Below are 23,796 nucleotides of genomic sequence, written 5' to 3'. Positions count from 1 at the left end.
GGAGCTGGGTCACCGGAGAGCCGGCATGCGCCTGCCGTCCGCTTCTAAAACGCCTGCGAAAACGGTTTGGGACCGCGCCAGTTCACGTCCGCGGCATACCGTGATCCTGTGTTTCGCCGTGGTATTCGTTGTCACGTTGATTCTTGCTGTACACCAATATTTTCTCGTACGTGCCCGGGAGCTCGATAACCGTTCGCATCGGCTCGAGATTCAGGCCAGGGTTCTCGATGTCGCGGTCCGCGATAACAGGCAGCACTTGCAGTTTCTTCGCGAGAGTGCCGAGCGGCTCCTTGCGGACCGGACAGCACAGCTCGATCGAACACCGGATGCCTCGCTCCAGGCGGTACTCCGGGCGCAGGACGAGCGCGTCTGGGATCTTCAAGTCCGCGATATCGACGCCCCCATTCGGGGTATCGGCACACTGCAGCTCGCGGTGACTCCTGGTTTGCACCGTGACGAGCCCGCATTTGTCGAGGACCTGCGGCTCGCCCAATTGATGAGCCGGCTGCTCGCCGTGCAATTCCAGATGGGCACGGGGCTCGAACGCGCGGTATACGTCTCGCCGACCGGTATCGTGGTCGCTCACCCAACCATTGACGACGACGAGGTAGTCCGGCTGTTGCAAATGTACGGCAGCTCGCGCCTGTTACAGCTGGCCAACCAGAACCCGCTCGACTATGACGTCACGTTCGATCCGGTTCGCGGGCGCAAGAACCCGGCAGGACCTCGCCTGCTGTTTGGGACACCGGTGATGAGTAACGACGTGGTTCGCGGCCTCATATTCTTTGTGGTCCCGCAACGCATCGTTCAGGACTATCTGTGGAACAACACCACAGCGGATGAAACTCACGCTCTGATAGACCCGAGCGGGATGCCAATTGCAACGAGCGGAAGTACTTTCTCGGTCAATGATGAGAATTGGCTGAAGACTCTGCCGGCGCAGTGGAACACGCTCTCTGCTTCCACGCTGTTTCGGACACCCAGCGGAACGTTGAGTGCGGGACAGGACTTCCTGCTCTTCAGAAAGCTGGATACGGCAGATCTCGTATTGACCGATTACGTATCCGCTGCGACCGTATTCTTCTCGGTCGTTCGCTTGAGCAGCGCGCTGTTTGCCGGGGTGTGGATACTGATGGCATTGCTTCTCTGGGCCACTCTTTTTGTCGTCGACCAGCTTCTTTCCACGCAGATGGCACTCAACGGGCGGCTGCGGGAATTGTCGCTCGCGGACCCCCTGACCGGTCTCGCGAACCGCCGCCGTTTGAATGAGGAATTCGACGCACTTTCACGGCGCAACGACGAGCGCCGCATCGCGCTGCTGATGATCGATGTCGACCATTTCAAGGTGATCAACGACAACTGGGGGCACGCTGCCGGAGACGAGGCCCTGAAGCACCTGGCCAACGTGGTCAGGATTGCCGTGCGCCCGGGGGATCTGATGGCACGTCTGGGTGGCGAGGAGTTCTGTGTGCTGCTGCCCGATACGACCGCGGACGACGCGGCCCGAATTGCGGAGCGCGTGCGCGAGGCCGTCGCCCGCAATGCCTGCGTCCTTCAGGAGACGCAATTAACCCGCACCGCGCCGGGCCGTGAGATATGGTTCACGATATCGATCGGGGTGGCGGAGAGTGTCTCGGATAACTGCTTTGACCTCGAGGGGTTGATTGCGGTCGCGGACCAGCGACTGTACGCCGCGAAGGCGAGTGGGCGAAACAGGGTGGTGGCAAGCGAGTCCATGCAAAGCTGAAAATGCGAATGTCGTCTCTGTACATGCGGCACTTTGCCACTTGCTGTTCAAGCGGGCTCTATTCACGGTGTTGTCGTTTCAATGCGGAATAGCCACGCTTGAGGAGAACGTCCATCAGGACCGGCGTTTTGGGTTCGTCCGGCGCCGGATCGTTCGGGTCGGGGTCGCCGAAAGCAAATTCGACGTCCACCGGAAATCGGCTCGTCGGCAGATTCGAAGCACGATAGCGATAGCTATGCAGCCGAATCTGCGGTGGCGTCGTTCCCATATCGTTGCCGGGCCACCGCTCGCCGTTGCCGTCGACCCAGTAGCCGAGATCGACATGGAGGAGGTCTTCCAGCGTCGAGCGGCTAATGTCTGTCAATAGCGGACTGAAACGGATCGTGAAGTTCAGCACGACTTGCTTGACCTTCGTGCGGTCGGCCGAGGGGTCGAGCGGATCGGGGATCACAACTACGATGATGTCCGTCCGCGGGAATGCCGGATTCTCGAAGGAATACTTCGTAACACCTACCACGCCGCGCTCAGGTCGCGCCGCAAGAATGCGGCCGAATATCGTATGCGCGGGATCGAAGGGCTGGTCGTCCCGCAGGATCGCCATTGCTGTGGTCAATATCCTGAATGCCATGTCGCGCTGGGCGTCGGTCACAGTCGGTCTCATCTCAGTTCCTGGCCCCGACGGTCCTGAGGGCGTCAGCGTACTGAGCTGTGCATGTACCTGGGTTGCGAACGAGAGGATCACCAGGATTGCGCCAGTAGGCCTGAACCACTTCCGCGCGCCGTGGCGCGTTGCCACCTGCTGTTCAAGACGGGCTCTATTCACGGTGTTGCCGTCTCAACGCGGAGTAGTCACGATTGAGGAGAACGTCCATCAGGACCGGCGTTTTGGGTTCGTCCGGCGCCGGATCGTTCGGGTCGGGGTCGCCGAAAGCAAATTCGACATCCACCGGAAACCGGCTCGTTGACAGATTCGAAGCACGATAGCGATAGCTATGCAGCCGAATCTGCGGTGGCGCCGTTCCCATATCGTTGCCGGGCCGCCGCTCGCCGTTGCCGTCGATCCAGTAGCCGAGATCGACATGGAGGAGGTCTTCCAGCGTCGAACGGTTAATGTCTGTCAACAGTGGGCTGAAACGGATCGTGAAGTCCAGCATGACTTGCTTGACCTGCGCGCGGTCGGCAGAGCGGTCGAGCGGATCGGGTACCACAACTACGGTGATTTCCGTCCGTGGGAACGCCGGATTCTCGAAGGAATACTCCGTAACACCTACCACGCCGCGCTCAGGCCGCGCCGCGAGAATGCGGCCGAAAATCGTATGTGCGGGATCGAAGGGCTGGTCGTCCCGCAGGAGCGCCATTGCCGTGGTCAATATTCTGAAGGCCATGTCGCGCTGGGCGTCGGTCACAATCGGTCTCATCTCAGCTCCTGGCCCCGACGATCCTGAGGGCGTCGACGTACTGAGCCGTGCATGTACCGGGATTGCGAACGAGAGGATCACCAGGATTGCGCCAGTAGGCCTGAACCACTTCCGCGCAGGCATAGGCATCTTCTTCATGAAGTTGGCTCCTATAGCCGGTTTCGAATTGCGCCATTTTTTGTGCTGTTTCAGCAGAGACGTTCAGCAGCTCACATACCTTCCTTTCAGCACTCGAGAGATCTCGCCTGACGTACTCCCAGCCCCGCTTGTCCTGCATGTAGGAAATCAGCCAGTAGTAGTGGAATACAAGCATCCTGTGCAGACCGATGTGAACGCGTTGATCGTCGGGTAGCGACGTGTTCCCAGCCGCTGTGTAGGCTTTTTTCAGCATCGTCGACCAATACAACGTCTGGACATTCGGCAGGTCTCTGTAGTCGTCCGGAAAGTGCTGAAGCAAAGAAAGCATCCAGAAGTACTGCTGACAGTGGCGAGACTCGTGATACAGCGTGTCGGCAAATGCCCTAAGACGGTTATCCAGCGAAGCCGGCTGGTCCCTGAGTTCGACGATGTGCGCGATCTCGCTCTCGTTGACGGCGATTACCCAGTACTTCCCGATGAATGCGGCGCTGACATCCTGCCGCAGGGCGTACTGCGTTGCCCGCTGTGGATCGACAATCACAAGCTTCGGCATGGCACCACCATTTTCCGAGTCGGCGGCATCGCGTCGTGGCAATCCAAAGGGCCCGTCACTAAGCGCGATTTCCAATTGCGGCGTGACCGCGTTTTGAATCGTCTCTATCGAACTGGAAGTCAACGGCCACGTCACCCCGGCCCAATCGATTCCCTGCAACGCGGTTTTAATCGCAGCCGTATAAGCCTTGGTCACCGGATATTCAACATCCCTGCGCATCGACATGCCAGCCGGCGCATCGGCCTCGGTCGCACCGTTGATGAAGTGATGAAAGCGCAGACCGAAGTTCATCGGATCGCATGAAACGAATTCGGGCGGCTTGTCTTCCGTCGTCGCGCTTTGATTGGGAGAGGCCACGGCCTTTCCTGCGACCCTGGCGGTGCGCTTCTCGGCGTTGGGCACTGCGCCCGCAAACGGCTCGTTCGCTTCCCTGATCACCGCGCCTCTGCTCACCGCAATAACCTTGTCCGGTTCACTCGCGGCGAACAGTTCAACCGTCGCGAATGCAAGAAGATTGCTGGTGACGAGACTCGTTTCTCCAAGCGCATTGGTCACGCCCTGAATCACCTGACCATCGTCGAGCGTGATCCGGTACGGCTGGTTCGGCAGTGCAAAGCCCGTATCGTGTTCGATCAGAACGTGATGCGCGGCCAGCTTGCCCGGCTTTCCGGGCGTTACGGGCACATTGACAGGCCGCGCCGCTGGCCTGTCAGTTTGATGACCATGCGCATGGACCCGATGCTCTCCATCCGTATAGACCCTGTACCCTTCCGAATTGATGACCACCTTCGTGCTTCCCGCATGGAGCACGATCTCTTTGCTGGCCATCAGATTGATCGAATCGGTTCTACTGATGATGCTGACGACCCGCTGCGCGATGACCTCGACATCATCGCTCTGCGCGTCGATTCGCACCTTGCCTGACGCGGCCTTGAGCCTGATGCCGAGATTCTGCGTGAACACTCGCACGCCGTTGATTGCCGACGCCAGCAGCGATTTCGCCGCCGCCATACTGACGTGTCCGCCCGCAGTGAGCGCGATGTGTTCGACACTCGCCACGTGCGTGCTTTGCGCTGCGGTGAGACCGACCCCCGCCGCGCTGGCCAGCACCATGTCGGGCGCGCTCAGTTGCGGGAAGGGAAGGTCCGCACGCGCCGCGACGCCGCGTATCGCCTCGTTCTGCGCCTTGATGGCCCGCGATACGTCGCTTTGACTGGTCTGTTGCTCCTGTGCCTCATACTGCCGCGCGAGACCCGCGAGGTTCTCGTGGATATCGCGCGCCTGCGTGAGGCGCGCCACGGTCTCGCCGAGATCCTTTGCCGGCGCGGTCGCGCCGCGACGCGCCTCCGTGGTGATCAGCATGCCTCTGTTGGCGCGCGCGACACCCCATGCGTCGGTGGCCAGTTCCCAGCCTTCACCGCGTGCCTGCTGTCGGCCGGCCTCGCGCACGACCTGCGTGTTGTAGCCCAGCACGAGGCGCGAGCGTGCGTGATCGCTGGCGAGCTGTGCCTGGAGTTGGCCCGGCGTGTCATCCAGTACGACGTGATTGGTCTGGCCGTCGCAGCCACCTTTGAGTTCACTGCTCAAGACGCCTGAAAGTGCCTGGTTATCCGGTAGCTTCCAGGGCGGCTGGTTCCAGCCATTGATCATCCGGCCCGATACGTACGGCTTGTCCGGGTCCTCTTCGTGGTAGCTGACCATGACCTCCTGACCGACTCGCGGCGGATAGATCGCGCCGAAGCCATTGCCTTGCCACGGCGACGACACGCGCACCCAGCAACTGGCGCTCCCGTTTTTCGGGCCAAGCCGGTCCCACACGAAACGCACCTTGGCGCGCGCGTATCCATCGACCCAGATCGGCTGGTGCTCGGGCCCAACCACGATCGCCGTTTCCGCCGCGCAGCGCGGCTTTTTTTTCGGGCGGTTTCTGAAGAATGTATTGGCAGGCTGAAGCACGAAGCTGGTCACGCACTGGCGCAACGCGTCGTTCGTGTCGTTCCCGGACGGCTGTGTGTTCTGCGGCGCGTTGCGAATGTCGAGCGTGGTCGATACCGCCAGGTACTCGGCGTTGATGTCGCATTGCGGATGGTTGTCGAGCCAGAATGTTTTCCCGGTTGTCAGGCCGCGCAGATTCCCTTGGCCCTTCAGACGCAGGCGGTGGCAGCGCATTGCATCGACGCGCACGCTCGCGAGGTGTTCGGCTTCATTGCGGAAGTTGTTTCGCCTACCCGACAATCCCGTCGCGCCGGCGAGCGGTTGCGAGTAGTCGCCCCAGCCGTATTGCTCGATGTTGTCGAAGGCCCGTTCGCTGAAGCTCTCGTACTCGCCCTCGAAGTGCATGCCGGGGCGCGTGTAGTCGTAGTCGATCAGACTGACCTTGCCCGTCGTGATCTGACGCGAGACCTCGAGCCTGTGAATGTGTTCTTCGTCGACGTGCCGGCTGTCAGGCGCGTGATAGCGGATAGTGTCGTAGCCGTTGTCGTGCTGTTTGTGCGAGCCGGGCGAATCGCACAGTACCAGCGTCATTCCGTCGAACAGATAGTAGATTCCCCATTCTCTCCAGATCCGCGTGAGGAATTCGAAATCGGATTCCCACATCTGCCGGACATGGTCCCGCTTTGGGTAGCCTTCGCACAGACCGGTCGCGCCCAACTCCATCACCACCGGAAAGCGATAACACTCCTTGAGTATCCGGTCAGTGATGTCCACTACGCTCGCGTCCTGAAAGATCCTGCTTTCGCGGTTCTTCGTGGCCAGCCACAACCAGGGGCGCAGGACGAAGCGGTAATGGGCGCGCCGGTCGTCGGTGCCGGTCTGTTTCATTCCTGTGACGAGGCCCGAAATCGTGCGGCGGCCCGCGCCCACGTGTGCCACGTCACCGGGTTCCAACACCTGTTGACCGAACAATCCGTTCCCGTCGAACGCGATCGAAATGTCGATGACTTTGCCAATCAGGTTATCGGGTACGACCAGTTCCTGTGCTTGCCACAATCCGAGCGTCGGACTTTCGATCGTCGCCACATCGAGCGTGTATCGATAGAGCTTGCCCAGGGATTCGGTGCCGCGCAGGCGGAGCGGAGCCAGCAAAGGCTCACTGCCCCACGTGGGTAGTGCGTCACTGGAAAGACCTAGCGTGCGGTCCTGTGCGGGTTCGACCATGCGTGCAAGGGTGTTTCGTGGCAATCGGGAAGCGATCATGAAGCGATCAGGATCGCGCCGCAGGCCGTCCTGTCGCCGGCATGGCTGACCCGCCTGCCGTTGTGGGTTCGCTGGCCGGTCGCGATGATCGGATAGACACCGCCACACCTCGGACACTCGACGCCGTGTCCATCGAGTGCAACCGGGATGCCCATGTGCATGAGGTCTGTCGCGGCCTCGATGACCGTGCCGTCGTGCGTCGTCTTGTCTGCGAGCCGGATCATCGGCTGGCCGTTGCCGTTCTTCATCGGTCATCCCTTGTTATGTGCGAACGACAGTATCGGGAGCGGGGCAACCAGAAGCATTCGGAATTGGATGAATTTTTAGCCTATATAGGCAATTTGTTTATTTGTCGGGCGAACGGGATCTCACAGCTTCCAGAAGAAGCATCCCCCAATGCGCCGAGGCCCCGGATGAACCTGCCAACAGCGCGCTCGCCGCGATCGTCACTGCGGCGGCGCCTGGTCTCTTCGAGATCACGGCTTACGGGAATCGTTCCTGCGGGCGTTTGTCAGCCGGCTGCAGAGTGACCAGGATGAGAAGAGACTCGCCGAACAACTGGAGAGGGCGGCCGATCGCACAGTCATCGTTCGACGCGAAGTGCCGGTGGGCAGGCTCAAACAGGCTGTATCCGACGCCGAAAGACCAGGCCTTGAAGACGACGAGGAGATCACTGGCGAGACGAAGGAAAACAGTGCGATAGATATCGTCGCTGTGGGCGACGGATGGGGATAGCGAAGATCCACGAGAGCAAGGAAACCGCGATTTTCACCAAGGCTTTCTACGAGACCAGACCCGGACAGTCCGTTAAGCCCACGCCGCCGACGGACCATTACTGCTCGATATACACGCACTCCTATTCAATTGACGCCGAGAACGGCGCAAAGGGCGAGTCGCTAGTTGAAGTGCTTTCGTGGGTTCGCGAGCGGATGCTTCCGGTTTTAGAAAGACTGATGACGGAATGCGGCTTTGGGGGAGAAGTCGAGGCGGACTGAGGTCTGAGGGGACTTCGTGATTTCGCATCGATTGATGCAGCCGGAGCGGCCACCACGCCGCACGGCTGCATTCTTCGGCACGCGCCGTCCATCGACGACGCGCCCTTCGCTTAGAAGAACCCCAGCGCCTCCGCCTGATAGCTGACCAGCAGACACTTCGTCTGCTGATAGTTCGACAACGCCATCTTGTGTGTTTCGCGCCCGATCCCCGACTGCTTGTAGCCACCGAAGGCCGCATGCGCCGGATACAGGTGATAGCAGTTGGTCCACACGCGTCCCGCCTCGATCTCGCGTCCCATCTTGTAAGCGCGGGTACCGTCGCGAGTCCACACGCCCGCGCCCAGGCCATAGTACGTGTCGTTCGCGAGTTCGATCGCTTGCTGTTCGTCCTTGAACGTCATCACCGAGGCGACCGGCCCGAAGATCTCCTCCTGGAACACACGCATATCGTTGTTGCCGAACAGCATCGTCGGCTTCACGTAGAAACCCTCGCCGAGGCCGGCGCCAGGCGTTGCGCGCTCGCCGCCGACGAGACACCGCGCCCCTTCGTCCCGGCCGATGTCGATATACGACAGGATCTTGTCGAGCTGCTGCTGCGATGCCTGCGCACCGATCATCGTTTCGAGGTTCAGCGGATGGCCAGCCTTGATGCGTTCCACCCGGGCGATCGCCTTCTCGATGAAGCGCTCGTAAATCGACTCCTGAACCAGCACGCGCGATGGGCACGTGCACACTTCGCCCTGATTCAGCGCGAACATCGCGAGACCTTCGAGCGCCTTGTCGAGGAACGCATCGTCGCGATCGAGCACGTCGGCGAAGAAGATGTTCGGGCTCTTGCCGCCGAGTTCGACCGTCGACGGGATCAGGTTGTCCGCGGCTGCGTGCAGGATGCGCTTGCCGACCGGCGTCGAGCCGGTGAACGCGATCTTCGCGATGCGCTTGCTGGTGGCGAGCGCTTCGCCCGCTTCCTTGCCGAAGCCGTTGACGATGTTGATGACCCCGGCGGGGAACAGGTCGCCGATCAGTTCGATCAGCACGAGTATCGAAGCCGGCGTCTGCTCGGCCGGCTTCATCACGACGCAGCAGCCGGCCGCGAGCGCGGGCGCGAGCTTCCATGCGGCCATCAGCAGCGGAAAATTCCACGGGATGATCTGACCGACCACCCCAGCCGGCTCGTGAAAGTGATAAGCGACCGTGTTGTCGTCGATCTCCGAGATGCCGCCTTCCTGCGCGCGGATGCAGCCCGCGAAATAGCGGAAATGATCGACGGCGAGCGGCAGGTCCGCGGCCATCGTTTCGCGCAGCGGCTTGCCGTTGTCGATCGTCTCGGCGACCGCGAGCAGCTTCAGGTTCTTCTCCATCCGCTCGGCCACCCCCAGCAGCAGGTTCGCGCGCTCTGTCACCGACGTCTTCGCCCATTTGCGGCGCGCTGCGTGCGCGGCGTCGATGGCGAGGTCGATATCGGCAGCGCTCGAGCGAGGCACGCGACAAAACGGCTGCCCGTTGATCGGCGACACGTTTTCGAAATAATCGCCGCCGACCGGCGGTACCCACTTGCCGCCGATGTAGTTTTCGTAACGCTGGCGATAGGGATACTCGATGTCGATGCCGAGGGCTTTCAGGTCAAATGGATTCATCACTTGTCTCCGTTTTGTGATGGTGATCGGGTGACTGCGCGGGACCACATCAGGCACGAACCGTACCAATGCATCGAAGTGGGCTATTTCAGGGACTGCGATGAGCTGTATGGCGGAAGTGTTCCGTTTCGGAACAGTTGCGCGGGCAGCGGGTGTTCAGAAACGCCGCAGATTCGGCCGACGCTGACGCAGATCAAGGACGCGGGCCCGCGCGGGGTCGCCGCACGCGTCGGGCGGACTGACAAAGGGAGTATTCTGTTGACACGCATCAAAGCGTCCGGCACGACCTGGGCGCATTCAGGAGGAGACAATGCGCGACGACGTTCATCCGCTCAGCGTGGCGGCGGCTATCCGCTCCAAAGGTTGGCCCGCACCGGCGATCCAGAAAGCCCACGAACGCTCCGAGACGTTCGGTCTGCGCGCATCGATCCGGCCGGATTACGACATCCTGTCCGACACGGGACTCGCGCTCAAGCGCGAACAGAACCAGGTGCTGTGCGCGCATGCGATGCCGGTCATGGAGACGCTGCGCGAGCAGATCGTCAACACGCAAAGCATGATCGTGCTGACCAACGCCGAAGGGTTGATTCTGCATTCGATCGGCGACGACGACTTTCTGCATCGCGCGGAAAAAGTGGCGCTGCGGCCTGGCGCGAACTGGGCCGAGGATCGTCAGGGGACCAACGCGATCGGTACCTCGCTGGCCGAGGGGTGTGCGATGGTCGTTCATGGCGATCAGCACTATCTGGCGGCGAACCGCTTCCTGACCTGTTCGAGTGTGCCGATTCTCGATCCGTACGGCGATCTGATCGGGGTGCTCGACGTGACGGGCGACCACCGCAGCTATCACCAGCACACGATGGCGCTCGCGAAAATGTCGGTGCAGATGATCGAAAACCATCTGTTCTCGACTGCGTTTCGCGACGTCCTGCAAGTGTCTTTCCACGGACGGCCGGAATTTCTCGGCACGCTGATGGAAGGGATCATTGCGTTTACCGATGATGGTCGCTTTCTGTCCGCGAATCGAAGTGCGCAGTTTCAGTTGGGCTTGTCGCTCGCTGCGTTGCGCGCGCATACGCTGTCGTCGCTATTTCAGATCTCGTATGCGCAATTGATCGATCGTTTGACGCATGGCGTCGCGCCGCATCTGATGCTGAATTTGCACAACGGTGCGGTGGTTTGCGCGCGCGGGCAGTTCAGGCGGGCGTCGTTTGGGCTGGGGCGTGGAGTCGTCGATGTGCAGGGTGCAGTCGCACCGCGACCGGTGTGTGCGAATGCGCGTCAACCGGCTGCGGGACTGTCGCGGCTCGGCGATCTCGATACTGGCGATGCTCGTGTGTCCGCACTGATCGCGAAGGTTCGCAAGGTGCTCGGCAAGGATATTCCGATTCTGATCACCGGCGAGACCGGTACCGGCAAGGAGTTGCTCGCGCAGGCGATTCATAACGATTCGCCGCGAGGTGATGGGCCGTTTGTTGCGGTTAACTGTGCTTCGATTCCGGAGTCGCTGATCGAATCTGAGCTATTCGGGTATGAAGAGGGTGCGTTTACCGGCGCGCGGCGTAAAGGGGCGATCGGCAAACTGATGCAGGCGAATGGAGGCACGTTGTTTCTCGATGAGATCGGGGATATGCCGCATTCGTTGCAGGTGCGGTTGCTGCGTGTTTTGCAGGAGCGGGTTGTGACGCCGCTTGGGGCGACGCGGGCGGTTCCTGTCGATGTCTCCATTATTTGCGCGACACACCGCAACTTGCGCGAGATGATTGCGCAGAACCAGTTTCGTGAGGATCTTTACTATCGGATCAACGGGCTTGCGGTTCGGTTGCCGGCGTTGCGTGAGCGGAGCGATCTCGCGGTCGTCGTTCAGAAGATGTTGCAGTGGGAATCAGTCGAAAGCGGGGGGCGGCAGGCGCTCAGCGTTGCGGCTGATGTGATGGCGGTGTTCGGGCGACATGCGTGGCCGGGTAACTGTCGGCAACTGGCTAATCTGCTGCGGACTGCGGCGGCGATGGTGGAGGAGGATGGGGAGATCCGGTGGGAACATTTGCCGGATGATTTTTTGGATGATGTGGGGGGCGCGGGTTGCGGCGACGGCGAGGTTGGACAGGGGGACTCTGCTGCGTCGGCCGCTTCGAGCTCTTCAGCCCTTTCGGCCGGTTCGGCTGCGGATGCCCCTGCTGCTGGCGATGCGTCGCTGCCCGACGGTGCTCGGCTGCAGGATGTTGCCACCTCTGTGGTTGCGATGACGCTGGCGCGCTATGGCGGAAACGTGTCTGCCGCGGCGCGTGCGCTCGGGGTCTCGCGGAACACTATCTATCGCAGGATGCCGGCTGTGCAGCCGGGGCGGGTGGCGGAAAAGGATTGATGCGGGAGTTTGCGCAGGACCAATCGATAATTGCCGCGGTGACCGGCCATTGTTTTCTCTATGAGTCGATTTGCTTGCGTGCGGTCTACAGTAGCCGAAGCACTTTTCCTTTTCACGACTCTACCGGAGGCGCGCACCGCACCCGGATCGCTTGCAGGCGCGTGACGCATCCCTGGCCCGTTGGAGCGGGTGATGCCAACGCGTCCCGGCTAGCTACAACCGCTTACAAATCTCACAGTAGCAGGGTCCACGCCCTGAGGCGGTCCGTCAAGGTTTTCCAGGGGCATGTGCAGCCCACATCCTTGACCCTGTAGTCTCGTGCGTCGCTCATTCATGAAACGGCGTATGTCGAAGAAACGTCGCGCGCCCACCTGGCGAGTTACCCGCCGCCGGCCAGCGTCATGGTAATAACAGGCGACCCGCCGGCCGGCCGTGGACAACTCGCTCACCGTCGCCCGTTTGGACTCACCTAACACCTGCTTGACCGGGAGCCTCGATTTCAATCGGATCAAGGTGGACGGCGGGTGCTCAGCGGTACCGGCAACGTTCTTGCGCGAAGGCTGCCGATACAGGGATACGAAAGCATGATCCCGCGTGCACATCTCCCCGCGCGGGGGAGATGTGTCTAGCGCGCCGCGATCCCTTGTGCCCCCGGCGGTACGCCGGTGACTGAGCCAAGTGGCTCGAGTGTTCCGTCTGGCATCACGCGAAAGCCACTTACAGCGCCGTTACCTTCACGAACGTAGAGGAATTTGCTGTGACCACTGAGCGCCATGTCAAGGGGAGCGCTGAGTGTGCCTGCAGTCGGATTGAGCAAGCGTACTGTACCGTCCGCCGCGATCCGCAGACTGCTGATCGAGCCGCTACCGGCATTGGCCGTGTAGGCATAACGTCCATCGCCCGTGGTGACAAGCCAGCAAGGGGCGCTCTGGCCCAAGGGAATTGCTGCACTGATGGAAGTCAGATGTTTGCTGTCCTCGACCTCATATGAGGAAACCGAACCAGATCCGGCCTCGGAGACGATCGCATAACCCCGGGTCGTGATGGAAAAGCCGAACGGCGTGACGCCGTTTGACGCATGGGGGGTTGGAGTCTTCGAGGCGTAGCCGGTGAAGCCGACATAATACGTGTCAATGAGTTGTGTGCCCTTTTCGGTCACGAGCAGTTCGTTGCCTTCCGGCGCAAACTTCACTTGCGCGGGCTGGGCGGCGTTTCCGCCGGCAAGTGGTCGTTGTGAGCCTGGTAATGGAACGAGACGCTTGCCAAACGCGTCGACGATAAAGCCGTTGATGTTCGGTGTGCCTCCGGCATTAAGCACATACGCGATGGGCCCCTTGACTGTCACGCTGACGGGCATTTGACCACCTGATGGTTTTCTGTCGAGCAGCGTCAGTTTGCTGCCGTCGACCGCGAACAGCGAAACATCATTGCTGCCCGGATTCACGGCGAAGAGAAAGCCCGCTGCCAACGTTAGGGAACCCTGCGAGCCTAGTGGATCGGCTCCCGTGCCTGCTCCTTTACCGCCAGTTGAGTACGTGGCCTCGTAGTTCAGTATTCCGTTGGCAGCGCGCGAATAGACAAGAACCGAGTTCCCGGACGGCTGGTTTGACAGAACGTAAACCGCTCCTGGCGGATCAACCTCCGAATCGGCTTGCGCAATGCTGATTGAAGCGAATCCTAACACCGTCGCGAACGCGATGGTTCGCAATAGAAACGCTAAACGGCACGTGATAAATGACATGGCGTACTCCTTGCATGGGCGACGAGCGAACGGGTGACGTCGGATGGACGAGTGGGCAGAACAGGTAGCTGTACGTTACGTCCTCGATAAATTGGGCTACAGGCAGACCTGCAAGAGCGTTACCCAGTTCGCGATCTGTTTCATTACTTCACCCCTTGTCGCGTTTACTACACGGTGGTTAAGGAGGTCGAACAGGGAACATCGGGCAGGGGTGGATTGGTCGGGAACGCGTCGCCCCCGGCAATGATGCTAACGCTGCGATCCACTGACCGGTCTATGTGGGAAAAGACGGGTCGCGACTATTCGGCGTCGTACGTCTCCGTTCGGCTTGACTGCGGCTCTCGTGGACCTGAGTCAAGGGCGGTTTTCGTTGGACGTACAGCCATTCGCCGCCCCTCGTTTGTATATAGTCCATCTGGGCCGCTTGACCATGAACATTTTTTGACGGTGCTCCCGATGCCGTTGAATCCCGGCAAAGGTATGACTGATCTGCCTCAAGAAGCGGACATTGCATCTAAACGCGGTAGCTTTCACGACGTGATCGACTCCTCATCACGCTGGCCGCGCCGGGGCAGTACACTACCGGTCTCGGCAAAAGCCAGGTAATCCCATCCACGTCAGACAGTCCATGGACTACTTCGCCGCAGTACGGGCCTTCGTTTGCGCAGCGGAACTGCAGAGCTTCAGCAAGACGGCCAATGCACTGTCCGTCAAGACCTCGACTGTCTCCCGCTACGTAAGCGAACTCGAAAGAGATCTGGGCATCGCCCTATTCAACCGGTCGACGCGCGGCCTCGTCCTGACAGAAGGCGGCCGGCTGTTTCGTGAACACGCCTTGTTAGCGTTGCAAGCACTCGATGACGCGCGCGAAGTGACGTCGTCGCTAAATCGCACGCCACAAGGCGTGCTGCGCGTGACAATGCCACCGGCATTCGGCCGCCTGCACATCGTGCCGCATCTGCCGGCCTTCATGGCGCGCTATCCTGATATCGACCTCGACATCGTCTCTACGGACGAAACGCTCAATATGATCGATGCGGGCATTGATGTGGCGATCCGTACCGGCGTGCTGCCCGATTCGTCATTGATGGCGAGGCGCCTGGCACCGCATCGTCGTATCGTCTGTGGCAGCCCGGCGTATTTCGCGCGTAGCGGCACACCGCGTGTGCCTGGCGATCTGGCCGCGCGCGATGCGCTTCGCGTGTCCGTGGTTCCGGACGACAAATGGTATTTCACGCTGGTCACCGCGGACGCGCGGGCGTCGCAAGAACAGGAACAGGTGCTGGTGGAGTTGCAGGGGCGCTTGCGCGCTGACGACTCCGAAGCCGTGCTCGCGCTCGCCGTGGCCGGTTGTGGCGTGGCGCTCCTGCCGACATGGCTCGCCTCTACGGCCCTGCGCGGAGGACGCTTGCAGCACGTGCTACCGGAATGGGAAGCACGCACCGGACGAGCCGAACCCGCGGTCTGGGCGGTCTACCCACCGAAGAAGATCGTCTCGTCGAAGGTGCGCGCCTTCGTGGATTTCTATGCCGAGGTGTTTGGCGAGCCGCCGTACTGGGACGACGGACTCGCACTGGAGCGTCAGCCTTAATGGGCGAAGCGGATGTCTAGCGTGCGCAGGTAAGTCTGCAAGCCTGCATCCTGGATCGGAATCACATAGGCGTTTTCGTTCGTTTCGTTGAAATGCGCATGCCAGTGTCCCGGCGGCGTGACGAATGCCATCCCCGTTTTCCAATCGACGCGGGTCGGGTTCACGATATTGCCATCCCTGTCCAGTTCCGTTCCGACCAGCGTATAGACACCCGGCTTGCCGCTGGCGATGAAGTCGAGTGCAATCGACTGGTGCCGGTGCGGCTTCTGCACCGAGTTGGGCGGCACGATGCCGAACATCGCCCACAACACATGCGTGACCGTGCGTGTCTGCGGAAAGTTGGTGTTGCCCATTAGTACGCTGATGCGGTTGCGACGACCCGCGTTCGCTTGTTCCCCGACTGCGCGCAGTGCTGCCTGCGCCTCGGCGGCCGGATAGCGTGTCGGCGCAAAACGCGCATGTACCCCGGTGGTACCAAGATAGGTGAGCAGTGGCGCGTCATTGACGTAATACAGCGTGGTCGTCGCAGCAGCGGACAGCACCGTGGCATGGCCGCCCGGGAACGTGAAGAAATCGCCTACCGAAAAGGGGAAGTTCGTTTCCGACTGCTTCACGCTACCCGATCCGCTAATGACGTAGCAGACCTGCGAGGTCGCATTGGGATCGAGTGTCAACGCATCGCCCGCATTGATGCGCAGGAAGCTGGCGCTCAGACCGGGACTGGTCGCGGGACCCGGGCAACCCAGCTCGGCAGACAGGTCGAGCGGCACGACCCGGGTTGCGCCGTCTGCATAAAGCGAAGGCGGAAAGTTATGGAACGGCACACGCGAGATGAGCTTCGCACCAATCGGATTGGCGGACGAGGTGTATTCGAAGTATTGCGCGTCTTCCGTGGCGACATTCGGTTCGGTGCGAAGCGCGGGGGATGTTCTGGTCAGCATGGTTTTGCTCCTTTCGACTTTTGAGGAGGCTTCGCCCGGGTCCATTTATGAGGACCCGCGTCCGAAGGCTGACCTGACTTCAGGCGCGCGGCGTTTGCGCCAGAAGTGCCCTACATCGAAATCACCTTTGCGCAAAAGGAACACCGTGCGACGGTTTCGAGGCGCGGCGGGTTATTCGTACCGGGCCGCTATGCAGTTCATCATCGGCCAAGGTTCGACCAAGGGGCAATGTTGAACGAGGTTGTGTAATAGAACTGTTGCGCGCTAGCTCACGGCTTATGGTGGCAGGCGAGCGCCCGAGTGTCCGGGCCATGGCCTGGACACTCGAACCGTGCAAATGCAGGCTTGCAATGGTCAGGCGCTCTTCGGGTTGAAGCTGTAGATACGGAGTTCTTTCGTGCTCACAACACTTCATACGAAACAGGTGTTGCGCTTCAGATTTGAGGCCGCCGGGGCTTTCCGCCTGGAAGAAGAGAGAGGCAGTAACGAGTGTCGCCAGACTCTCGCAGCAGCGACTCCACTCACTTATTAACCATCCTCGCCGGCACACTAACAGCAAGAAAACCGCCCAGCACCATAAACGCCGCCAACATATACATCCCCGAATCGTTCGCCGCGGTAACCTCCTTCAACCACCCCACAGCATAAGGACTAAGGAAACCGGCAAGGTTGCCAATCGAATTAATCATCGCAATCCCGGCAGCGGCGCCGGTGCCTGCCAGAATCGCCGTAGGCAAACTCCAAAACAACGGCAGTGTAGTGAGGATGCCCATGGTAGCCAGCGTCAACCCAGTCATAGCAAGCAAGGTGTTATGCGTCCAAACGACGGAAAGCACGAGCCCCACAGCACCAAGAAACGCCGGCAACGCAATATGCCATCTCCGTTCCCTCGACCGATCCGCACTCCGCGCCACAAACACCATCGCCGCAACAGCCGCCGCAAACGGCACCGCCGATAGCAACCCAATCAAAAACGCATCGGTAACGCCGGTAGATTTGATAATCGTCGGCAACCAGAAGCTCACCCCATAAAGCCCCATCACAAACGAGAAGTAGGTGAGGCTCAACATCAACACCCGCCCGCTAGTGAGTACCTGCCGAATCGGCATATCGTGCTTGGTCGCTTCCTCAGCCGACACCTGACTCTCAAGCAACTGCTGCTCTTCCCGGGTCAGCCACTTAGCCTTCGAAATCCGATCATCGAGCATCACGAACACGATGATCCCAACCAGCACCGACGGCACCCCTTCGAGCAGAAACAGCCACTGCCACCCGTGCCACCCGTTCACGCCATTAAAGTTCTTCAGGATGTACCCCGACACCGGCCCACCAATCACCCCCGACAACGCAATCGCCGTCATAAACCAGGTCGTCATCCGTCCACGCCGATGCGCCGGATACCAGTAGGTGAGATACAAAATAATCCCAGGAAAGAAGCCCGCCTCTGCAAGCCCGAGCAGAAAGCGCATCACATAAAACATCGTCGGCGTGGTGACTAACATCGTCAGCATGGATATCACGCCCCACGAAATCATGATCCGCGCGATCCAGACACGCGCGCCGACCTTATGCAGGATCACGTTGCTCGGCACTTCGAAGATGAAATAGCCGATGAAGAAAATCCCCGCGCCGAAGCCATACACGGCATCGCTCAAGCCAAGATCCGTGCTCATCCCCAACTTCGCGAAGCCGACGTTCACACGGTCCAGATAGGCAACGATGTAGCAGAGCATCAATAGCGGCGCGAGCCGCCAGGTAACCTTGCGATAAGTCGCCTCTTCGAACGTCGAAGGCGGCGCGCCAGCGCCGGGATGGTGGAGCGGATCTGCAGGACTAGCCATGACTATGTCTCCTCTTTTTTATGGAATTGAAGTGCCGCCGCCGAACGATTCTATCCGCGCCAGGTCTTTTGCAGGACGAATCGATATTGGGGGAAAACACTAACTGCGCACGCTGTGCGTGCGCAGCGCATCACCTACCGCTACACGCAGCGCCCCCCATCCACTTCGAGGCACACGCCGGTAATGAACTCGGCCTCATCCGAAGCCAGATACAGCGCCGCATTCGCAATATCCTGCGGCGTCGAAAACCGCCCAAGAGGAATCCCTGCCAGGAACTTCTGCCGGTTCTGCGGCGTATCCTCGACCCCCATGAACTCGGACAGCAGCGCGGTCTCACCGATCACCGGATTCACGCAGTTCACGCGAATCCGCTGCGGCCCCAGCTCAACGGCGAGCGACTTGCTAGCGACGATCACCGCGCCCTTGCTGCCGTTGTACCAGACGAGCCCGGGCCGCGGCCGCACGCCCGCCGTCGACGCAATATTGATGAAGCTGCCGCCGCCTTGCTCGCGAAAATACGGCACGAACTCCTGCACGCTCCAGTAGATGCTCTTCACGTTCACCGCATAGACGCGGTCGAACTCGGCCTCGGTGACTTCGAGTACCGGCTTGTTGCGATGCGTGGTGCCCGCGTTGTTGACGACGATCTGCACGCTGCCGAAGTCTTCCAGCGCGGCCTCGCGCAGCGTGCGCCAGTCGTCGCGTTGCGCGACGTTGCCGGGTACCGCGATCGCCTTGCCGCCCGCAATCGCGATCTCACTCGCGACGCGTTCGGCGGCCGGCCCGTTGAGGTCGTTGACCACGACGTTCGCGCCTTCGCGCGCAAAGGTCTTTGCGATGCCTTCGCCGAAACCCGAACCGCCGCCCGTGACGATGGCCGTTTTACCTGTCAACCGCATGATGTCTCCGTTGTTTGTGATGGATAGAGCGATGCGATGTTGCGTGTAACGTGCTGCTCGCGCCGATCGCGAGCGAGCCCTCCGGCACGCGCTAGCCGTGCCGGATCGCGATCGTCTTCAGCACCGTAAAGCCATACAGCGCCTCGAAGCCTTTCTCGCGGCCATGTCCCGAATGCTTGACGCCGCCGAACGGCAATTCGACGCCGCCGCCCGCGCCATAGTTGTTGATGAACACCTGGCCCGAGCGCACGCGTCGGGCGAGGCGCATCTGGCGCGCGCCATCGCGTGTCCAGATGCCGGCGACGAGCCCGAACTGCGTGCCGTTCGCGAGCGCGAGCGCTTCGGCTTCGTCGCGGAACGACATCGCGGCGAGCACCGGACCGAATACTTCGTCGCGCGCGAGGCGGTGGCTCGCGGGCACGTCGCGCAGCAAGGTCGGGGCCTGATAGAAGCCGCTTTCAGGCGCTTCGGGAATCACCTCGCCGTGCGCGGCCATCGCGATGCCGTCGTGTTGCGCGTCCGACAGAAAATCCCACACACGTTGCTGCTGTTTCGCGCTGATCAGCGGTCCGCAGTCGAGGTCGGCATTCGACGGCCCGACGCGCAACGCCTGAAAGGCGCTGCTGAGTCTGTCGAGCAGCGGCTCGTAAATCGCCTGCTCGATCAGCACGCGACTGCCCGCCGAGCAGGTTTGCCCGGCGTTCTGCACGATCGCGGAGATCAGCACCGGCAGCGCGGCGTCGAGATCGGCGTCGGCGAACACGATTTGCGGCGACTTGCCGCCGAGTTCGAGCGTGACCGGCACGTGGTTTTCGGCGGCCATCTGCGTGACGAGCTTGCCGGTTTCGGGCGAGCCCGTGAAGGAGATGTGATCGATGCCCGGATGACGCGCGAGCGCGGCGCCCGCTTCGTGTCCATAGCCGGTCACGATGTTCAGCGCACCGGCCGGCAAGCCGGCCTCGGCGGCGAGCTCTGCGACCCGCAGCACGGAAAGGCACGCGTCCTCGGCCGGTTTGACGACGCACGCATTGCCGGTCGCGAGCGCCGCGCCGACGCTGCGCCCGAAGATCTGCATCGGGTAATTCCACGGCACGATGTGGCCGGTCACGCCGTGCGGCTCGCGGATCGTCAGCACCGTGTAGCCGGATTGGTAGGGCAGGGTTTCGCCGTGCAGCTTGTCGGCCGCGCCGGCGTAGAACTCGAAGTAGCGGGTCAGGGCGGCGGCGTCGGCGCGCGCCTGCTTGAGCGGTTTGCCGGTGTCGCGCGCTTCGAGCCGTGCAAGGTCTTCCTGGCGCGCTGCCACCAGCAGCGACAGCCGGTACAGCACGCGGCCGCGCTCGGCGGCGCTCAGCGCACCCCATGCGCCGTCGAACGCTGCGCGTGCGGCGCGCACGGCGGTGTCGATATCGGCCTCGGTGCCGCGCGCGATGCGCGTGAACGGCTGGCCGTCCGAGGGATCGAGTACGGCGATCGATTCGCCGCAGGAAGCGGCGCACCACTCGCCGCCGATGAAATGCCGTGCTTCTTCCATGCATGCTCCTTGATGACGCGCGGCCGGCGTGCGGCGGCGCGGGTTCGAAGGGGAGACACAAAACGGTAGAGACGCGAAGCGAGACTCGCCAGACGATTATCGCGCCGATCCGACCGCGGATGCCAACTGCCGATTGGCTATAATGGCGCATTCCGTACGGTCCGGTGCGCGGCCCCGTCGTTCGGGGCGAGAGGGTTTCAGTGCCCGACGTTCGCGGTTCGCACACAGTTCGCACCGCATCCGCAGCCCGCGCGCCGTTCGCCGCCTTCCGATTTCCATCCCCTTCAGAGAGCGCTCATGAGCTTCAATCACGTTCCCGCAGGCAATGACCTTCCGCACGATTTCAACGTCATCATCGAAATCCCGGCGCAAAGCGACCCGGTGAAGTACGAAGCCGACAAGGACCTGGGCCTGCTCGTCGTCGACCGTTTCATCGGCACCGGCATGCGCTATCCGGCCAACTACGGCTTCATTCCGCAGACGCTGTCGGGCGACGGCGACCCGGTCGACGTGCTGGTGATCACGCCGTTCCCGCTGCTGGCAGGCTCGGTCGTGCGTGCCCGCGCGCTCGGCATGCTGCAGATGACTGATGAGTCCGGTGTCGACGCGAAGCTGATCGCCGTGCCGCACGACAAGATCTGCCCGATGACGGCGAACCTGAAGTCGGTCGACGACGTGCCGGCTTACCTGAAGGACCAGATCAAGCACTTCTTCGAGCAATACAAGGCGCTCGAGAAGGGCAAGTGGGTCAAGGTCGAAGGCTGGGCCGACGTCGATGCTGCCCACAAGGAAATCAGCGAAGGCGTGGCGAACTACAAGAAGTAAGCGCGCCGCGGTTCATCCGCTTGCTGCATGCAGTACGAAAACCGCGCGAGTCCGCAAGGACCGCGCGGTTTTTTCATCTGATTTGCGCGGCATTCGACTACCGTGCAAAGAGCGCCACGATTTTCGTCTCGCGCACATAAGCTGAACGCATTGCCTCAATGAACGGAACGCATTTTTATATTTAGGTGTAAACCCTTATCATTCGTCGCACGCCCTTTGCGCGCGCGAACTCACTTCGGCACCCCGCGCGTTTCCATAAATTTAACCAAACCCACTGTCCGGATGATGAACCGCAGCAAGCCCCACTCGACATCGCCGCGCTGGTCGACCCGGCTGCATTCGGTCGTCACCGCGATCTATCGCAAGCGGCCGGTCTGGATGGTGTCGTTCGCGGCGAGCGAGGCGAATCTGTCGGAGGGCTTGAGGGCGGCGTGCGCATCGACGGCGATGCTCGCGCTCGGCAACGTGCTGCACGATCCGGTGTTTGCGTGGGCGGCGATCGGCGCGTTCTGGACCTGCCTCGCCGATGCCGCCGGCTCGAACCGCGCGCGTTTCATGTCGATGATGAGCTTCGCGCTGCTGTCGACGCTGTGCGGCGGCATGACCGCGTTCGCGTCCGCGTCGGGTGCCGCGTGGGCCGCGCTCGCGGTGCTCGCGTTCACGACGCTCGGCGCGTTCGGCCGCATCTGGGGCGCGGCCACGTCGCAGGTGACGATCCTCGCGGCGACCGCCTGCGTCGTGATGGTCGATCGGCCGATGCACGACGCGCACGCGGGTGCGTTTCTCGGCGTCTATCTGATCGGCTGTCTGTTCGCGATCGTGCTGAGCTTGACGGTGTGGCGCATTCATCCATTCGGCGCGAGCCGCGCGTCGTTGCGCGCGGTGTATCTGCGCCTCGCCGATGTCGCGTTCGATAGCGCGCGGCTTGTCGGCGGCCGTGCCGCGCGGCGCGAATGGGCCACGCATGCCGCGCGCTTTCGCGCCGATGCGCGCGCGTCGCTCGAACGTTCGCGCGATGCGCTCGCGAACGTGCCCGCATCGAAGGCGGGCGGGGCGGCCGTCTACGACACGTTGCTCGGTTTGCTGACCGACGGCGAAGCGCTGTTCGCGTATCTGATCGCGGTGTCGGGCGCGGGCGCGAAAGTGCCCGACGATCCGCGCCGCACGCGACGCGCGGTGCGCTCGCTCAATGCGATCGGCGAAGTGCTCAGCGACATCGGCAGCGCGACCGGCGATGCGCGCTGGGAACGTCTCGCGGACCTGCAGGCGCGTCTGCGGCGTCTCGCGCATCGGCTCGAAAGCGGGTTGCTCGAACCGGTGAAGCTGCAATCCGGTTTCGAGCTCGTCGATTTCGCGCCGCGTGAGGTGCACGACGAGCCGTGGAGCGCGTGCGTCGCGCGTTATACGGCGCGCGCGTGGTCGACGCTGAAGGCCAACCTGTCGTGGCAGTCGGTCGGCTTGCGCCATGCGGCGCGTGTCGGCGTGACGACGACGGCGGGCTTCGTCGTGATTCGCGCGCTCGGTCTGCCGTTCGGCTATTGGGCCACGATGGCCACGCTGCTGATCCTGCAGCCGTCGATCGCCGCGACCTGGCCGCGCAGCATCGAACGCGCGACGGGCAGTATCGTCGGCGGTGTGCTCGCGGCGGCGATCGGCTATGCGATTCATTCGCCGCTCGGCATCTCGCTTGCGGTGTTCCCGCTGGTGATGGCGACGATGGCGCTGCGCCCCGTCAGTTACAGCCTGTTCGTGCTGTTCCTGACGCCGACCTTCGTGCTGGTCGCCGACTTCGCGACGCCGGGCGCCAACGAGTTGGCGTTCGCGCTGACGCGGCTCGGCAACAACGTGCTCGGCTGTGTGCTCGCGCTGCTCGCGACGTTCCTTCTATGGCCGACGCGCGAGAAGCTCGATGTGCGCGTCTATCTCGGCGACGCGGTGCGCGCGAATCTCGCGTATCTGCGCGCGTCGCTCGAGGCGCCTCGGCATGGCGGCAAGGAGATCGAGCAATTGCGCCGCGCTGCGGGCCTCACCAGCAACAACGCGGAAGAAGCGATCGGCCGCGTGCGGCTCGAAAAGCTCGAGGACTCGATGGCCGATACGGTCACGCTGACGGTGCTGAGCCTGCTGCGACGGATGGCCGGCACCGCGACGCAATTGCGCCTCACCGCGAACCGTCGCGACCTGCATAGCGAACTCGACGAATGGGTCGAGGCGATCAGCGCGGCGATCGAGGCCGCGCTGAACCGCACGTTGCGGCCGGTGCGGCTCGAGTTACCCGCTCGCGAGCAGTTGACGTCGCTGGAAGCAGATGTGGTGGGCGAGCTGGCGCGGGTGCATCGGCTGTTGACGGAGAGGATGCGGGAGGCGAGGGGATAG

Annotated in this window: 15 protein-coding genes and 1 pseudogene; 5 read left to right on the top strand and 11 right to left on the bottom strand. The window is 61.9% G+C overall.

What is annotated here, in order from left to right; translation table 11 throughout:
* The first annotated feature begins 25 nt into the window (after nucleotides 1-25).
* The gene (locus tag OKW28_RS36485; protein ID WP_429452650.1) at nucleotides 26-1,747 is read left to right on the top strand and encodes a diguanylate cyclase; all 1,722 of its coding nucleotides are present in this window, start codon (nucleotides 26-28) and stop codon (nucleotides 1,745-1,747) included.
* 58 nt (nucleotides 1,748-1,805) lie between these two features.
* Here OKW28_RS36485 and OKW28_RS36480 read toward each other — a convergent pair whose 3' ends face one another.
* The 5 genes from OKW28_RS36480 to OKW28_RS36460 all read right to left on the bottom strand — a co-directional run bounded on the left by OKW28_RS36480 (nucleotide 1,806) and on the right by OKW28_RS36460 (nucleotide 9,686).
* The gene (locus tag OKW28_RS36480; protein ID WP_429452648.1) at nucleotides 1,806-2,408 is read right to left on the bottom strand and encodes a hypothetical protein; all 603 of its coding nucleotides are present in this window, start codon (nucleotides 2,406-2,408) and stop codon (nucleotides 1,806-1,808) included.
* Between the two features lie 154 nt (nucleotides 2,409-2,562).
* Nucleotides 2,563-3,165, bottom strand: a complete 603-nt coding sequence (locus OKW28_RS36475; RefSeq protein WP_429452646.1) for a hypothetical protein — start codon at nucleotides 3,163-3,165, stop codon at nucleotides 2,563-2,565.
* 1 nt (nucleotide 3,166) lies between these two features.
* A complete protein-coding gene (locus OKW28_RS36470) occupies nucleotides 3,167-7,015 on the bottom strand; it encodes a type VI secretion system Vgr family protein (protein ID WP_429452644.1) in 3,849 nt (1,282 codons plus the stop codon).
* 35 nt (nucleotides 7,016-7,050) lie between these two features.
* A complete protein-coding gene (locus OKW28_RS36465) occupies nucleotides 7,051-7,302 on the bottom strand; it encodes a PAAR domain-containing protein (protein WP_429452642.1) in 252 nt (83 codons plus the stop codon).
* An 857-nt stretch (nucleotides 7,303-8,159) separates the two neighbouring features.
* Nucleotides 8,160-9,686, bottom strand: a complete 1,527-nt coding sequence (locus OKW28_RS36460; RefSeq protein WP_429452640.1) for an aldehyde dehydrogenase family protein — start codon at nucleotides 9,684-9,686, stop codon at nucleotides 8,160-8,162.
* Nucleotides 9,687-9,996: 310 nt separating this feature from the next.
* Here OKW28_RS36460 and OKW28_RS36455 point away from each other — a divergent pair, with 310 nt between their 5' ends.
* Entirely contained in the window at nucleotides 9,997-12,051 is a 2,055-nt protein-coding gene (locus OKW28_RS36455) for a sigma-54-dependent Fis family transcriptional regulator (RefSeq protein WP_429452638.1), read from the top strand.
* Between the two features lie 625 nt (nucleotides 12,052-12,676).
* Here OKW28_RS36455 and OKW28_RS36450 read toward each other — a convergent pair.
* Entirely contained in the window at nucleotides 12,677-13,792 is a 1,116-nt protein-coding gene (locus tag OKW28_RS36450) for a lactonase family protein (protein ID WP_429452636.1), read from the bottom strand.
* 628 nt (nucleotides 13,793-14,420) lie between these two features.
* On the opposite strand from OKW28_RS36450, the gene OKW28_RS36445 reads away from it, so the two are divergent.
* Entirely contained in the window at nucleotides 14,421-15,383 is a 963-nt protein-coding gene (locus OKW28_RS36445; protein WP_429452635.1) for a LysR substrate-binding domain-containing protein, read from the top strand.
* On the opposite strand, the gene OKW28_RS36440 is transcribed toward OKW28_RS36445, so the two are convergent.
* From OKW28_RS36440 to OKW28_RS36420, 5 genes and pseudogenes are all read right to left on the bottom strand, one after another.
* Nucleotides 15,380-16,324 (bottom strand): cupin domain-containing protein, encoded by a 945-nt coding sequence (locus tag OKW28_RS36440; protein ID WP_429452633.1) that lies wholly within the window; start codon nucleotides 16,322-16,324, stop codon nucleotides 15,380-15,382. The two genes, OKW28_RS36445 and OKW28_RS36440, sit on opposite strands and share 4 nt — an antisense overlap.
* A gap of 250 nt (nucleotides 16,325-16,574) precedes the next feature.
* Nucleotides 16,575-16,739, bottom strand: a pseudogene (locus OKW28_RS36435) (helix-turn-helix domain-containing protein); the annotation flags it as partial.
* Between the two features lie 106 nt (nucleotides 16,740-16,845).
* Complete coding sequence (locus tag OKW28_RS36430) at nucleotides 16,846-18,165, bottom strand: MFS transporter (protein WP_429452631.1); 1,320 nt, start codon at nucleotides 18,163-18,165, stop codon at nucleotides 16,846-16,848.
* A gap of 140 nt (nucleotides 18,166-18,305) precedes the next feature.
* On the bottom strand, nucleotides 18,306-19,064 hold the full coding sequence (locus OKW28_RS36425; protein WP_429452629.1) for an SDR family oxidoreductase: 759 nt from the start codon (nucleotides 19,062-19,064) through the stop codon (nucleotides 18,306-18,308).
* A gap of 91 nt (nucleotides 19,065-19,155) precedes the next feature.
* Nucleotides 19,156-20,595 carry an aldehyde dehydrogenase family protein gene (locus OKW28_RS36420; RefSeq protein WP_429452627.1) on the bottom strand — a complete coding sequence of 480 codons (1,440 nt, stop codon included), beginning with the start codon at nucleotides 20,593-20,595 and terminating at the stop codon, nucleotides 19,156-19,158.
* Between the two features lie 297 nt (nucleotides 20,596-20,892).
* Here OKW28_RS36420 and ppa point away from each other — a divergent pair, with 297 nt between their 5' ends.
* Entirely contained in the window at nucleotides 20,893-21,420 is a 528-nt protein-coding gene (gene ppa / locus OKW28_RS36415; RefSeq protein ID WP_090803541.1) for an inorganic diphosphatase, read from the top strand.
* A 282-nt stretch (nucleotides 21,421-21,702) separates the two neighbouring features.
* Nucleotides 21,703-23,796, top strand: coding sequence for an FUSC family protein (locus tag OKW28_RS36410; protein ID WP_429452625.1), 2,094 nt, complete (start codon nucleotides 21,703-21,705; stop codon nucleotides 23,794-23,796).

This window comes from Paraburkholderia sp. 40 (assembly GCF_050434105.1).
Classification (GTDB): Bacteria; Pseudomonadota; Gammaproteobacteria; order Burkholderiales; family Burkholderiaceae; genus Paraburkholderia; species Paraburkholderia tuberum.
This window is presented reverse-complemented; position numbering and strand designations above follow the sequence as displayed.